General features: G+C 31.2%; 14 protein-coding genes and 2 riboswitches. Of the genes, 9 read left to right on the top strand and 5 right to left on the bottom strand.

Going from position 1 to position 15126, the window contains the following annotated elements; genetic code table 11:
• Window positions 1–5: 5 nt before the first annotated feature.
• The 3 genes from N4A57_RS12700 to N4A57_RS12690 form a co-directional block, all read right to left on the bottom strand.
• The gene (locus N4A57_RS12700) at window positions 6–800 is read right to left on the bottom strand and encodes an energy-coupling factor transporter transmembrane component T (protein ID WP_293658367.1); all 795 of its coding nucleotides are present in this window, start codon (window positions 798–800) and stop codon (window positions 6–8) included.
• Complete coding sequence (gene cbiM / locus N4A57_RS12695) at window positions 800–1783, bottom strand: cobalt transporter CbiM (RefSeq protein ID WP_293658366.1); 984 nt, start codon at window positions 1781–1783, stop codon at window positions 800–802. Before cbiM ends, N4A57_RS12700 begins: the two co-directional genes overlap by 1 nt.
• A 310-nt stretch (window positions 1784–2093) precedes the next feature.
• A complete protein-coding gene (locus tag N4A57_RS12690) occupies window positions 2094–4433 on the bottom strand; it encodes a diguanylate cyclase (RefSeq protein ID WP_293658365.1) in 2340 nt (779 codons plus the stop codon).
• Between the two features lie 255 nt (window positions 4434–4688).
• Window positions 4689–4776, top strand: a riboswitch (cyclic di-GMP riboswitch).
• A gap of 91 nt (window positions 4777–4867) precedes the next feature.
• On the opposite strand from N4A57_RS12690, the gene N4A57_RS12685 reads away from it, so the two are divergent.
• The 9 genes from N4A57_RS12685 to N4A57_RS12645 all read left to right on the top strand — a co-directional run bounded on the left by N4A57_RS12685 (window position 4868) and on the right by N4A57_RS12645 (window position 11365).
• On the top strand, window positions 4868–5221 hold the full coding sequence (locus N4A57_RS12685) for a DUF192 domain-containing protein (protein WP_293658364.1): 354 nt from the start codon (window positions 4868–4870) through the stop codon (window positions 5219–5221).
• Between the two features lie 17 nt (window positions 5222–5238).
• Window positions 5239–5418: a Flp family type IVb pilin gene (locus N4A57_RS12680; RefSeq protein ID WP_293658363.1), complete on the top strand. Its 180-nt coding sequence runs from the start codon at window positions 5239–5241 to the stop codon at window positions 5416–5418.
• Between the two features lie 246 nt (window positions 5419–5664).
• On the top strand, window positions 5665–6186 hold the full coding sequence (locus tag N4A57_RS12675; RefSeq protein WP_293658362.1) for an A24 family peptidase: 522 nt from the start codon (window positions 5665–5667) through the stop codon (window positions 6184–6186).
• Window positions 6180–6563 (top strand): TadE/TadG family type IV pilus assembly protein, encoded by a 384-nt coding sequence (locus N4A57_RS12670; RefSeq protein WP_293658361.1) that lies wholly within the window; start codon window positions 6180–6182, stop codon window positions 6561–6563. Before N4A57_RS12675 ends, N4A57_RS12670 begins: the two co-directional genes overlap by 7 nt.
• Before the next feature lie 95 nt (window positions 6564–6658).
• Complete coding sequence (cpaB, locus tag N4A57_RS12665; RefSeq protein WP_293658360.1) at window positions 6659–7324, top strand: Flp pilus assembly protein CpaB; 666 nt, start codon at window positions 6659–6661, stop codon at window positions 7322–7324.
• A gap of 12 nt (window positions 7325–7336) precedes the next feature.
• Complete coding sequence (locus tag N4A57_RS12660; RefSeq protein WP_293658359.1) at window positions 7337–8089, top strand: AAA family ATPase; 753 nt, start codon at window positions 7337–7339, stop codon at window positions 8087–8089.
• Between the two features lie 13 nt (window positions 8090–8102).
• Window positions 8103–9515, top strand: a complete 1413-nt coding sequence (locus N4A57_RS12655; protein WP_293658358.1) for a CpaF family protein — start codon at window positions 8103–8105, stop codon at window positions 9513–9515.
• Complete coding sequence (locus tag N4A57_RS12650; RefSeq protein ID WP_293658357.1) at window positions 9512–10474, top strand: type II secretion system F family protein; 963 nt, start codon at window positions 9512–9514, stop codon at window positions 10472–10474. The genes N4A57_RS12655 and N4A57_RS12650 overlap by 4 nt, the downstream gene beginning before the upstream one ends.
• An 81-nt stretch (window positions 10475–10555) precedes the next feature.
• Window positions 10556–11365: a type II secretion system F family protein gene (locus N4A57_RS12645; protein WP_293658356.1), complete on the top strand. Its 810-nt coding sequence runs from the start codon at window positions 10556–10558 to the stop codon at window positions 11363–11365.
• Between the two features lie 79 nt (window positions 11366–11444).
• On the opposite strand, the gene N4A57_RS12640 is transcribed toward N4A57_RS12645, so the two are convergent.
• Complete coding sequence (locus N4A57_RS12640) at window positions 11445–12521, bottom strand: Tad domain-containing protein (RefSeq protein ID WP_293658355.1); 1077 nt, start codon at window positions 12519–12521, stop codon at window positions 11445–11447.
• Between the two features lie 57 nt (window positions 12522–12578).
• Window positions 12579–12668: riboswitch (cyclic di-GMP riboswitch) on the bottom strand.
• Window positions 12669–12771: 103 nt separating this feature from the next.
• Window positions 12772–14982 carry a GGDEF domain-containing protein gene (locus tag N4A57_RS12635; protein WP_293658354.1) on the bottom strand — a complete coding sequence of 737 codons (2211 nt, stop codon included), beginning with the start codon at window positions 14980–14982 and terminating at the stop codon, window positions 12772–12774.
• Window positions 14983–15126 lie beyond the last annotated feature (144 nt).

The raw sequence follows: 15126 nt of genomic DNA, 5'->3' as shown, positions 1-15126 counted from the left end.
ACTCCTTAATAATTTAGTATTACAAATAAAACAATTACAATTATATTAATAATTCCATATATATAATCTATCCTTCTTAATTTGAATTCAATAGACACTTTATACTCTCCAACAAATCCTCTACACTCCATGGCACATGATAACTCTTCACTCATCCTATAGGATTTTAAAAATAAATTCCCCATAATTCTCCATATTGCTTCCTGTTTATCCTCATTCTTTCCAATGGATCTAAGCTTTAACCCATATAATAGGCCTGTGGCATATTCCCCTAGTAAAATACTATATTTTAAGCTTATGTCCATAATCCATATGAATATGTCAGGAACAAATAATAACTTTAAGGTTCTACTAATATGTGTCCACTTAGTACTATAGGATAATATATTTGCAAATAATACACTTAATAGGATTCTTTGTAAAAGTAATAGGCTATTATGTATATTCCCCTTTATCATGGATGGAATCAACATTATTAGGGTCATAATTGGAAATATAAAGCTCATTGACAGTATTTTTTTTCTATCTTCCCAGTCCATAAATAAAATACTCATAAATACATATATGTCAAGTATAAACAAATAGATAAAATTCCTTGATAGGGATATGAACAATATATTCAATACGGTAAATATCACTTTCAATACAGGATCTATCCTGTATAAAACTTTATCTTTATTTTTAACACTTCTAATCCTTGAAATAATCTTTAAGAAAGAGATTATACTTTTATCTATATATGTATCCCTTTCTTTCTTAGGCACATAATCATCCTTTTCTAGTAACCATTTTCCATTCATTAGTTCACCTTTTCTGGATTGTTTTTAAATTGAACTTTACTTAGTATTTTAATCAATATAAAGATTACTCCTACACCTAATAGGCCAGAGAATATATATGCTACAATTTCTGAAATACCTGACATGTAATAATCTGGTATTGGCGCACTGAAATTCAAGCCATCTACCATTCCATTTGGTATAAAACCTATGAACTCTCTTAATTCTTCAGGAGCCCATTCTCCCCAGGCAGTTCCTGTGGCTAGTAAACCAAGGGGACTAAGTATAACTAATGATACTATTAATCCATAAAGGGGTTTTATTTTATTACTAGTACCTTCATATATTATCTCTGGAGAAAGTTTTTTAACATAAGCATAAACCCCTGCGGTTACAAGGCCTTCTAATATTCCAGCCACTAATAAATGGGGAATCATCATGGCAGGAATTGCCACATTCAGGCCATAGGGAGCATATAGGGGCATTCCTCCATTATTAGTAAATAAAATGGGCTGAATTCCAAACTCTAAAGCTGTCAAAAGAGCTGCCACATTTAAAGATATATATCCAGCTAAGAATGCACCCACATATTCACCCTTTTCACTAAGAAAATTATACTTAATGAATCTGAATATATAAGATGCTACAAAGGGCATTACAAATGCCATGTTAAAGCAATTTACTCCCAAAGCTAGAATACCCCCATCACCAAAGAAAAGAGCTTGAATTGCAAGGGCAATGGTTACTGATATAACAGCAGAATAGGGTCCTAGTAAAACTGCTGCCAAGGTAGCTCCAACTGCATGGCCTGTAGTACCTCCTGGAAGGGGTATATTAAACATCATAATTAAAAATACAAAGGCTGTACATATTCCAAGAAGGGGCATCTTTTGTCTAGTTATTTCCCTTTTTACTTTTGTACTTGCCCACTTCCATATGGGTAACATGGTTACTCCAAAGGCGGCACAAGTGGACGGACTTAGATAATTATCTGGTATGTGCATATGATTTTCCTCCTTTATTTCAATAGACATAAAGACTTAGGCCTATTTAATTTCAAATAAGTCCTTATGATAACTATTTTTATAGATTCTATTCTAGTACTTCTTTAACCTTTTTTAAAAATTAGGTGTCCATGCCAGAACACCACAAAAATTAGTAGATAAATATGACCATATGCAGTAATAACGCTATAAAAGAACCCATTAATGGGTTCTTTTAATATAATCTTTTCTTATTGGGATATATACCATATCTATAATAAACAAGACCGAATACATCCTTCCTAAAAGCTTCCTATTCAAATGGAAAATATCATAGTATACCTAAAAATACCTCTACTAAATAAGGATCAAATTGAACTTTGCTACAAAGTTTTAATTCCTCCATTGCTTCTTTTTTACTTAAAGCCTTTCTATAGGGTCTATCACTGGTCATTGCATCATAGGCATCTACAATTGAAAGAATTCTACATTCAATAGGTATTTCATCACCCTTTAATCCTAAGGGATATCCTTCTCCATTCCACCACTCATGGTGTTTCAATATCCAATCAGCTATATGGGCAATATCTGGACAAGATTGGGCAATCCTATAACCTATTTCCGTATGTCTCTTCATTTCTTCAAATTCTTCTTCCGTAAGTTCTTTTGTCTTAAAAAGTACCCTATCTGAAACACCAATTTTACCTATGTCATGAAATTTTGAAAAAAGTGAAATATCTTGGATTTTATTGTCTGTCATGCCTACTGCCTTAGCAAGTTTTGCTGATAGTATTTCAAGTCTATCACAATGGCCTTCCCTGATAAAATCTCTTGTTTCTAACATTTTCATAATAACATTAAAAAGATCGCTCTTTAAACTTTGCTTATGATGAAGTTTTTCCTTATACATAAAAGCATCAGCTTCCTTAAACATTTCCTTTAAATCATTCTTGTTTTCCTGTGAAATAGAATATCCAAATGAAATACTTACAGGCATTCCCCTGTTCTTATTAACTTCCTTTAACATGTCCTTTAATTTAGATTTAATATTAAGGACTTCCTTTTCTGATGTATCTTCCATTAAAATTCCAAACTCATCTCCACCAATCCTAGCTATTACATTATTACCATTTTTAAAACATGCTTTTATTATATCTGTAGCTATTTTTAAATATTCATCTCCAGTGGCATGTCCGAAGGTATCGTTTATAAACTTTAGACCATCTAAGTCACATATTATTACACATTGATTTAAATCCTTGTTCTCATTTCTTATTTCCATTTGTCTTTCAAAGTAGCTTCTATTATAAAGTCCTGTCATTCCATCTCTTATACTCATATTATATATTTTCATGTCAGAAAGTTTTTTCTCTGTTATTTCCCTAATAATGGTCAGTGCCACATCCTCATCATATTTTATAATCCTGGCTTCAAAGTATAATGGGTCATCTTCCTTTGGCAATAGATACTCTACAATTTGAGTATCTCCTGTTTTAATAGTATCTTGTAAAGGCCCCGCAAGCTTTTGTGCAAGTTCTTCACTAAACATTTGTGAAATGGATTTACCTAAAAATTCCTTTGGACTATATTTTAATTTGTTAAGATTGTTTACTTCATAATCCATAAAAATACCATTTTTATCTATAATAAAAAATAAATCAGGCAAGGCCTTAAAAATTGCATTAATCCTATTTTCACTTCTTTTAAGCTTGGCTACTGTATTTGTAAGCTCTAGGGTCTTTTCTTTAACAGCCTTCTTTAGTGTAATATTCCAAATAATTAAAATACATCCTATGACTAAAACTAGACTAGTAAAAATCTTTATATGAAGGATAAATTTGTGACCTTCATATTCAATTCCAAACCATTTATTGTGTATTTGCTCATACTCTAATTTGCTTATCTGAGAAAAACCATCATTAATAGCATTTAGAATGTGGGTATCCTCTTTTTTCACAGCTCTGTAAAACTTTCCTATATACTGGGGATTAGTATATCTAAAATCCTTTTCCATATGATAATTATACATATAATACATGGCTGCAGGCTTTCCCATTATAAAGGCATTAATTTCATTATTTCTTGCAGCTTTTATCATGGATTCATAAGTATCAAATTCTAAGTAATCCTTAATCCCTTCTTCCCTTAATAAATCTACATTACAGTCTGCCTTTTTTATACCAACATTTAAATCCTTCAAAGACTTAATATCTGTTATTCCTGATATATTCTTATTAAAAAATATTGGTACCTCAATTTTTGCATATGGGTCTGAAAAATAATAACTCCTTTTTCTTTCTTCATTTTTAAACATGGTATCTATAACATCATATTTTCCTTCTTCCATAAATTTCTGTGCATTTTTCCAATTCATTCCGTGTATTTTTACCTTAATTCCTGTTTTCTCACTCCACAGATGCCACTGGTCCACAATTATACCCTTTAAATGTCCCTTTTCGTCCCTAAAAATATATGGTGGGAAATCTTCATCTGCAATAACTCGTATTTCTTTCACATTGTAATTTGATTGTAATTCTTTTCCATGTACATTTGTAGCTACAAATATACATATGAATAAGATAAGTATAGATAAAATATATGAAAGTTTTGCTTTCATCAGTATGTCTTCACCCCACTCATTATTTAATCTTGAAAAATAAATAAAATTCATTTCTCCTCTATCTAATTATGTCATATTTATGTATATATCTGCAATATTTCTTGTGTTTTTATTTCATAAAATAATGTACTAAAAGTCTAAGAGAGAATAGTTCCTAGTACTACTCTTTCACATATATGTAATAATATTCTATATTTGTTATTTTTTGTCGATGTTATGTTTATTTTGTCGAAATTAAACCTCAAGACCTATTGTTCAGAATCTTCTCTAATTATATAATTCTAGTAAGAATCAAGTGCAACAAAAACTCGATAATGGCAAAACTGGTGAAATCCAGTGACGCAAAGCTATAGGGGCTAAGGTGTATCATACACTATGCCAGCCAGTTACCGAAGGTAGATAGGCACTTCTTAGTCAGTCATCATGATCCTGTCTTTCCTTACGGTAGAGGCAGGGTTAATTTTTTTATAGGAGGTGAATTTTCATTGAAGCTCATTAATCTAGATAATGGTAAAATTTTAGCAAAGAAGGTTCATATGGCGGATACTTTCTTTAAAAGATTAAAAGGACTCATGTTTTCAAAAGAATTACCTTCTGATTCTGGGCTTTATATTCGACCCTGCCAAGGTATTCACACCTTTTTCATGGGCTACAGCATTGATGTGTTACATCTTGATTCTTCTGGAAAAGTTGTAGGCATAGAAGAAAATGTCCAGCCTGGAAAAATTGGAAAAGTCCATCCTCATACGATTGAGATCATTGAACTTCCAGCTGGAAAAATCCAAAATACCCAAACTACATTTGGAAATACAATTGAGTTAAAGAACGATGAAACCTAAAAGAAGGAGTGATATACATGTTAAAAAAATTAAAAGCTTTAATCACTGAGGAAAAGGGACAAGGTATGACTGAATACGGACTTATATTAGGAGCCATTGCTGTGGCAGTTATTGCAATTATTGCTTTATTTGGTCCTAGAATTACGGCAATGTTTACAGATACTCTAGATTCAATTGATCCTCCTGCCGGTTCTTAGGAATATTCAAAAAATAAATTAGTCATTTCACTGGTTATTTGAATTATTTTCTTCGTTATGGAATTGCTTACATATGTTCAATATGCTCGCTCGCCATGCCTTGAAAATAATCCAAATTCCTCAGAGAACTGACTAGTTTATTTCTTTCATATGCCTTAATATTTTTACAAATCTATTATCATATAAAAAGGCCCCACATTAAATTGTCGGGCCATTTTTTCAATATAATGAAAGAAGGGTTATAGTATGTGGTTTGATTTTTTAATGATCATAATTTTAATCATCTGTGTTATCACAGATATAAGGGAGCGAAGAATATATAACAAAATAATCTTTCCAGGTCTTATAATTGGATTTTTATCCCATGGCCTATTGGCTGGGCCTAAAAGTTTATATTCTTCCTTTATTGGTTTTTTACTTGGCTTTTCAATCCTTTTAATTCCTTACCTTTTAGGAGGTATGGGGGCTGGAGATGTAAAACTACTTGCATTAGTCGGTGCTTTAAAGGGTCCTTCTTTTGTATTTCATACAAGCATTTATATGGCACTTATAGGGGGCCTTATAGCCATCATACTACTTATTTTTCAAAAAAGGCTCCATACTACCCTTAAATCTTTCTACTACCATATATGTAGTTTAAAATATGGTATAAAACCCCATTCATTAATAAGTACTAATGACCTTTCTAATACCTATCCATACGGAACAGCCATTGCAGCAGGTGCCCTTATAAACCTACTTTTAGAAAGGGGTTTTGTCCTATGGTAAAAAGTGAAAAGGGTCAGTCTCTTGTTGAATTTGCATTGGTTTTACCTCTTTTATTAATTTTAATATGTGCCACCTTTGACTTTGGTAGGGTAATGTATACCTATATGCATCTTAATCTAATAGCTCAAGAGTCAGTGCGAATGGGAGGTCTTGGAGAATCTGATCTAGGAATTACAACTTTTGCTCAAGATAATTTACGTATAGGAGATGTGGATCTTCTTCAGATACAGATATCCCCTAATGAATCCCAAAGGCAATCAGGAGATTATGTTACAGTGACCCTACAGTATCCTGTTGCATATGTTACTCCTTTCCTTGCCACCCTCTTTCCATCTCCCTACCAAGTAATTATAAATTCTACAATTCGTGTAGAATAATCTTATATACATCATATACAAAATTAGATATTTAATTTTTTAACACAATTGAAAACTATAATGTTCAAATTATATATAGTAAAGTAGGTGAAAACATGAGATCCAAATTAATACTACCACTTGCAGTTGTAATGGCACTTATTACAACTTATTTATTCTATAACTACATAGAAACGCTCAAAGGACAAAAGTTATCTAATAGTAAAATGGCAACTATTCTTGTGGCAAATCAGGATATTCCTAAAAATAAAAAGATTTCAAAATCAATGGTAACCTTAAAAGAAGTCCATGAGAAAAGTATTCATCCACAAACAATAAAAAAAATTTCAGAAATGGAAAATCAAATAGCCACAGTAAATATGGTAAAGGGAGAACCTATTTTAAAGCATCATATTCAAAACCAAGCTGAAGAAACCCGATTTGTGTCTAGAAAAATAAAAAAAGGATATAGAGCCGTATCAGTAGGCGTAAATATGGTTCAATCTGTTACAAATCTAATTGAACCAGAAGACATGGTAGATGTAGTCTTTAGTGAAGAAATAGAAGCAGGCAACAATGAAAAGATTGTCCGAACAGAACTAATACTTGAAGGAGCACGTGTGTTAGCCATTGGTAGAAAAATGATCCAATCAACAAATGACGAACCTTATATGGAGTATAGTTCCGTCACCTTAGAATTAACACAAAGTGATGCTGTAAAATTAGTAAATACACAAGAGAGAGGAAATATCCATCTTGTTCTTCATAGTAAACTTCAGTAAAGGGGGTTCATCATGAAAAATCAAAATAATACCACAAAAAAAGGAAAAATGATCCTAATTTGTAGCGCTAAGGGAGGAGTAGGAAAAACTGTAATAACAGCGAATCTTTCCGTTGCTTTATCTAAAAAAAAATTCAAAACAATCATTTTAGATAGCTGTTTCCAATTTGGAAATACTCACTTAGTCATGGATCTCATGCCTAAATTCACAATAAAAGATGCCGTAGAACAAATGAATGGATTAAATGAAAATCTTCTTACCTCTTACCTTACTAGTCATGAAAGTGGTGTGAAGATATTACCCTCCCCTCCTAGCCCAGAATATGCTGATTTAATTACCCTAGATTCTCTTAATGAAATCTGTACCCTTTTACTAAATAGTTGTGATTATTTACTTATAGATACAACTTCAGGACTTCCTGAAAATAATCTACATTTCATTGAAAAAGCAGATGAGATTCTCCTTATAACAGATTTAGAAATGACATCCTTGAAAAACACAAAATCAATCTTATCCATATTTGATGCTTTGAATTTAAGTGAAAAAGTAAAAATTGTAGTTAATCGTTCCACTATGAAGAGTCTTTTAAAAGCAAAGGATGTTCCTAAAATCTTAGAGAAAGAATCTTTACTCTATATTCCTAATAATTTTAAAATTGTATCAAGGTCCATTAATATAGGAATGCCCTTTGTAATGGACTATCGAAGAAAAGATATTACAAAATCTATTTTTCATATTGCTGATATTCTTTCAATAGATTCCTAAAGGAGAGATATATATGAGTCTTTTAGCAAAATTAAAAAATAAAAAACAAAATGCCACTTCTCCCCCTTCAGTTCAATGTGAGAAAAAAACAGAAAATAATGGGGAATATATTTCAAATGAGAACAATTCTCCTAAAGAAGAGAAAAAAGATTCTATTAAGTCTAAGGATAAAAATGAAGAATTAAAAAAACAACTCCATAAAAAAGTTCTTAGGGAAATGAAAAAGGATTCAATTGAAAGGATAATTGAAAGAATTGATGAAATGGCTGTTGAAATCATTAAAGAAGATGACTCCCTTTTAGGACTAGTAGATAGAAAAAAAATTGTAGCTGAGTTAGTTAATAATCTTATAGGTTATGGTCCAATTAATCCATTATTATTAGATCCAGAGGTTACAGAGATTATGGTCAATGGCCCTTCTATGGTATATGCTGAGAGAAAGGGAAAGTTAGAGCTAACGGATATAAAATTTCAAGACAATGACCATGTAATGCACATTATAGAAAAAATCGTTGCTCCCCTAGGTCGTAGAATTGATGAAAGCAGTCCTATGGTTGATGCAAGACTTCCTGATGGTTCCCGTGTAAATGCCATTATTCCACCCTTGGCATTAAATGGTCCTACCATAACTATCCGTAAATTTTCAAAGGACCCGTTTACCATAGAGCATCTAATTAGTTTTGGTACCCTTACAAGGGAAATGGCCATATTTTTAGAAGCCTGTGTAAAGGCAAAGCTTAATATATTTATCAGTGGAGGAACAGGATCTGGAAAAACAACAACCCTAAACGTACTCTCTTCATTCATTCCCAATGATGAGAGAATAATTACCATAGAAGATGCTGCAGAACTTCAGCTTTGGCAGGACCATGTAGTATCCTTAGAATCTAGACCTCCAAATATTGAGGGAAAAGGTTCTATTACTATCCGAGATTTAGTTCGAAATTCTCTTCGTATGAGACCTGAGAGGATTGTGGTAGGAGAAGTACGTGGTGGAGAAGCATTAGATATGCTTCAAGCAATGAATACGGGCCATGATGGTTCCTTAGCTACAGGCCACTCTAATAGCCCTAGGGATATGATCTCTAGACTAGAAACAATGGTTTTAATGGCAGGTATGGAACTTCCCGTAAAAGCCATAAGAGAACAAATTGGAAGTGCCATTGATTTAATAGTTCAACAGTCAAGACTAAAAGATGGGTCCAGAAAGATTACTAATATAACAGAAGTTCAAGGTCTTGAGGGAGATGTAATCGTACTTCAAGATATCTTTGTCTTCAAACAACGAGGGGTGGACCAAGATGGAAAAATCATGGGTAAATTGGTTCCAACAGGAATTCGTCCTAAATTCTATGAAACCCTTACTACTAGCGGTATTACCATACCAACAAGCGTCTTCTTAGAAGAGGAGGATTGGAATCTATGAAATGGATAATTCTTTCTTCGTTTTTAATTACCACAATAATTATTTTTACACTAATATTCAATAGATTATTTTTTTCTCAAAGACGATTTGAAACAAGAGTTAAAGATTACTTATTAAGTGATAAGGAAGAAATATTAGAAAAGAAAAATTTTAATCTAATGGTTCAAATCCAATTGATAAATGAAAAATTTAAAAATCAACTTCCCTCCATAAAATCTAATGAGAAATTAGAAACCCTATTAAACAGAGCTGGCCTTTCCTTAGAGCCAGAAGAATTTATTTTCTTTAGATGGATGGGTGCCATATTCTTTGGAAGTTTATTATATATTTTTTCAGAAAATATTTTATTTTTTATAGTAGGAGGATTTTGGGGATACGTGTTTCCCAAATTAATATTAAAAAGAAGGTTTCATAAACGTCTTTCAAAATTTAATGAGGGCCTCCCTGATATGATTACTATTATTGTTGGCTCCTTAAGGGCTGGTTTTAGTTTTCCTCAATCATTAAAATCTGTTGTGGAAGAATCAGATTCTCCTATAAAAGAAGAGATTAGCCTTGTACTAAAGGAGATGCAATATGGTGGAAATATTGAAGAGGCATTGTATAATCTTCAAGAGAGAATGCCTAGTGGAGATCTTGAGCTTATGGTCCAGGCAATTTTAATTCAAAGGCAAGTGGGAGGAAACTTGGCTACAGTTCTAGATATTATTATACAAACTATTCGTGATCGAAATACCATTCAGCGGCAAGTTATAACTCTTACAGCTCAAGGTAGACTATCTGGACTTATTATAGGCCTTCTCCCTATTATTTTAAGCTTTGCCATTTATTTTATTAATCCAGACTATATATCTATTTTATTTAAAGAACGTATTGGTCTTATTATGGTTGGAATGGGAATATTTTCTGCCCTTATTGGTTTTATTTTAATACGAAAGATTACAATAATCGAGGTGTAGCTCATGATATATATTACTTTTTTCTCTACCATTACTTTATTAATCCTTCTATTTTTTTCTATTATTTCTGGAGAAAAAGGATTGAAAAAACAAAAAATATCTTTCTCAAAGGATAAGAAAAATAAATCTTCTTTTATAAAAAGAGTATTTCATCCAATTCTTAGAAAGCATAAAAAATACTTTAGAAAAAATTTATCACAAGAAAAGCACAATAAATTAGAAATAAAGCTCCTTCAAGCAGGAAGTCCTTTTCATATGACACCTGTTGATTTTCGATTAATTCAAACAATATTCCTAATATTGATTCCCCTATTCTTTGGAACATATGGAATCCTTGGAAGATTTTCTATTTCAAGGTTATTTTTAGTAATCTCTTTAAGTTTAGTATTTGCAATAACTCTTCCTAATTTATATCTAACAAAGAAAGCTAAAGAAAGAAGTAAATGTGCCCTAAAGGAACTTCCTGATATGGTAGACCTTCTTACGGTGAGTTTAGAAGCAGGTCTTGGATTTGATTTAGCTCTAAATAAATTGATTTCTAGAAATAACGGAGTCATAGCTAGTGAATTTCACCAATGCTTAGAAGAGATTCGCCTAGGGAAACCCAGAAGGGAAGCTTTGAAAAAAATAACAGAAAGACTCCCTTTAGATGAAATGAATATTTTAATCAGCAACATATTACAAGCTGAAAAACTGGGAATTAGTATGGTTCAAATTCTTCGTATACAATGCCAGGAAATTCGAGAAAAAAGAAAACAAAGGGCAGAGGAACAAGCCATGAAGGCTCCCATTAAAATGCTTTTCCCTCTAGTTTTCTTCATTTTTCCAAGTCTATTTATAGTTCTCTTAGGTCCAGCTGTCATTCAATTTATTAATACCTTTAACAAATAATTCTTATGATTTTATACGTTATTTACTAAAGGAATTGTCCAGAAATAAAAGGAAGTCTAGACCTTTATTTCTGGACAATTTATTTCACTAATTTTATTTTAAAATCTTCAGAAAGGGTTTCTTTATATCTCCCATCATAAACTAGATTTAGCTCAGACCCGGAAATAGATTCAAATTCCTTTCCAATTAAAGACCCCTTAATGATATTTTTACTTCCATTTAATTTAATATTTCCATTAGGTGCATAAAAGAGTCCATGAAACTCTCCATCACTGCCAGGAATTTCAATATCTTTTAAACTATAAAAGGCCACTAAATCATTTTCAGATTTGTACTTTAAATTAGAACCACTTAATATTATATCCCCTGTAGCAAAGACTGTACCTTCTCCACTTATATGACCTCCAGAAAATATTGCGTCCCCATCCACGTATATTATGCCATCTACTTTTGTATTGCTCTTTGAAAATGTCTTCTTTCCATTGTATATGATTGTTGCTTTTGCCTTATATTCATCTTTACTCAAATCTAAAATATCCATATAAACTGATTTTTCCTTACCCATTGGAAATTTATTATTTCCACCACTAACCTTAATTTTCTTAACATATTCATATATATCATTAAATTTATTATCACTACCAGAAATTTCTGATGACCCGTTAATATGAACCTTTCCATTAAATTTATTTTTAGACCCTGAAACATAAAATGTTTTATTTGGATCTTCAGAAAAAATCAAATAATCAAATATTGAACTATTTGTAGAACCCATTAAAACCGCCGATGCCTTAACTGATACAGGTACCTTTTCAATGCCAAATAATCTACGAAAAGGCGGTATCACTTCCTTAGTTAAATAAATTGTTACTTTTCTATCTTCTAGAAACTCAAGTTTGTCTAAACTTCCAAGTTCCCTGTGTTCTAATAGAATATAGTTTACAATTGTCTCAACCTCATTATTATTACTATTTAGTTCCTGTGCACCTGATAAAACAGCTGCATTGGCTGTTTTTTGGAGATGGGATTTTGTCACATACAAAAGTCCACTATCTAAAACTAATCCGGCCATACAAAGAAGCACCATCAAAAAAAGTGTAAATAAAACCATCGCTCCACCATCTTGACTTTTAAAAAAGTTCTTCATTGTGAGCATTCAGAAAGCCCCCTTTCATCCTCATTGGTAAATACGAAAGCAGGGACTTTTCCCATGTTTGGTAGCTGGCAAACATAGTTTTTCGTGGAAACCTTAGTCCCTATAGCTTTGGGGCACTAATTTTCATCAGCTTTGCCCTTATCAAACAATTTCTTATATATTCATTTTATTATATCAATTGATTATAGAATCTTCAATCGGCATAAATGCCCATATTCATAGGTAAGTAATGTAACCATTTTTTATTTACCTAAACAAAAAATCCCTTTGGCTTTCCTATATGATAGCCCTGTCCATAATCTATTCCTATTTCTTTTAGTACCTTCAATATTTTTTCATTTTCCACAAATTCTGCAATGGCAGTCATTTCAAATGCCTTCGCCATACTCACAATGGATTTTACAAGATATAGATTTTTTTCATTTTCATTTAAATCCCTTATAAAAGACCCATCTATTTTCAAATAATCTGCTGGAATACGCTTTAAATATTGCATAGAAGAAAATCCTGTTCCAAAATCATCTATGGAAAATTTAAAGCCCAATTTCTTAAATGCATGTATTGTATGTACCAATCGGTCCATATTTTTTATGTTTTGTGTCTCTGTAATTTCAAATATTAGATTTTGGTATTTTATTTCATATTCATCTGCTAAAAGAACTACTTTAGGCAAAAAGTTTGAATCATTTAAGTCCCTTCCTGAAACATTTATAGAAAGTTTAATTTTATCTTTAGAATCTACTTTGCATTTATATTTTAAGGCCTTTTCTATTACTATTAAGTCTAACTTTTCTATTACATTGTTTTCTTCTGCCACCTTTATATATGGAAAGGGTGATAGATAATCATCTCCATCCTTAATACGCATAAGGACTTCATACTTTTCAATTTTATTTTCCTTTATATTATATATGGGTTGAAAAAACGGAAGGATTCTATCCTCTTCCATGGCCTTTAATAATTCTTCTTTTTTCTTATCCTTATCCTTTTTCATATTAATCAGCTCATGGGAGTCAGGGAACATCCAAAAACTCTTTTCATTAGTTTTCATTAATTGTTTTAAAGTATCTTCTATTAATAATATGGATGTATCTAAATCCTTCATTTCTAGTGGATTTAATTTTATTAAACCTAAAAAAACATTAATGTTTATATTTATCTCATTTATTTCTATATTTAATCCCTTTAATTTCTCATTAAGTACTTCTGCCTTTTTAAGAGCCTCCTGCCAATCTTCTGTGTGAAATAAAAATATAAAATCATCTGCTTTAGAATGGATTAATAAGCCATGTTCATCTAAATGATCTCTTAATATATTTGTTAATTCCTTGATGATTATATTACCTACTTCACTACCATAATTTCCATTTATAGCTGAAAAATTATATATATCCATAAAGAGAATTATTTTTTTTCCTTCCTTGGATTGTTTTTTCAAAACTTCTAGAAGCTTATTTTTCTTATATATGCCTGTTAAATCGTCTATATCATATATTTTAGTAAATACAAAGTATATGAGTATTAATAGACCCATTAAAATAATTCCTGTAAAGCCTAATGCTTCTATTAAGTATATACGGTTATGACTTTTTACTTTTTTATAATCTATACCACTTATGATTGTCCAATCTGTTTCAGGAATTTTAAGAAAATATCCATATACTTTTCTTTCTCTAGTAGCATCATAGGATATTTCATCTAGATGGAATTTTAATATATTTTCCTTATTTTCATTCCAAACTTTCATATGATCTTTTACCCTATTTTTTTCTTCATTAGAAATTTGGTCCACATAGTTCTTTTGAGGATTAAGCATGGAAAATCCTAATAATCTCTTATTTGGATGAAGTACAATAGCCCCTTTTATATCGACTATATAATGAACTACATTTTCTCTACATGTTATAGTACTGAAGGTTTTATAAAAATCTTCTAATAATATATCTGCTGCAATTACTCCTTTTAAATCACCATCTTTTCTTACGGGATAGGATAAAGTTATAACAGGCTTTTCACTACACAAATCCTTATATACGGGTATTATGGTAGTTCTTTCTGAAAGGCTAGAGTCTATATACCAGGGCCTCTGCCTTAAATCCACAGTACTATTAGAACCTTTTCCACTTTCTATCATTTTACCATCCTCTTCCCTTACAAAGTACATGGAAGATATGAGAGGTACTTCATTTATAATATCCTTAAAAATCAATTTAACTTTATCAGGACTATTAGGATGGGACTCAACTACTAAATTTCCTGTGTTTTCAACAAGGGCCTTTAATGGGTCTATTATATTTTTCATGAATAAAGAATAATTCTGAGAACTTTCTATTAAAGTATTCTCCGTTTTTAATAGGATATCTTCCTTATAACTTTCATATCTAAAATATATGATAGAACCGGTCAATAAAAGAATTCCTATACCTAATAGAATAAAATATTTTAATTTATTGAGTTTCATTATACACCTCCTAAACCTCCTATAAATTTGTCAATTAAAAACATATCTACACCTACTTGAGGATTTTTTCTACTAGCTCTCCATAGGCTTTAGTTCTTATGTTAAAAGTACCATAATTATACAATATATTAGATTATTTTGCCA

The sequence above is a fragment of the Anaeromicrobium sp. genome, assembly GCF_025210435.1.
Taxonomy (GTDB): domain Bacteria; phylum Bacillota; class Clostridia; order Peptostreptococcales; family Thermotaleaceae; genus Anaeromicrobium.
The sequence above is the reverse complement of the archived record's forward strand: the minus strand, read 5'-3'. Positions and strand labels throughout refer to the sequence as shown.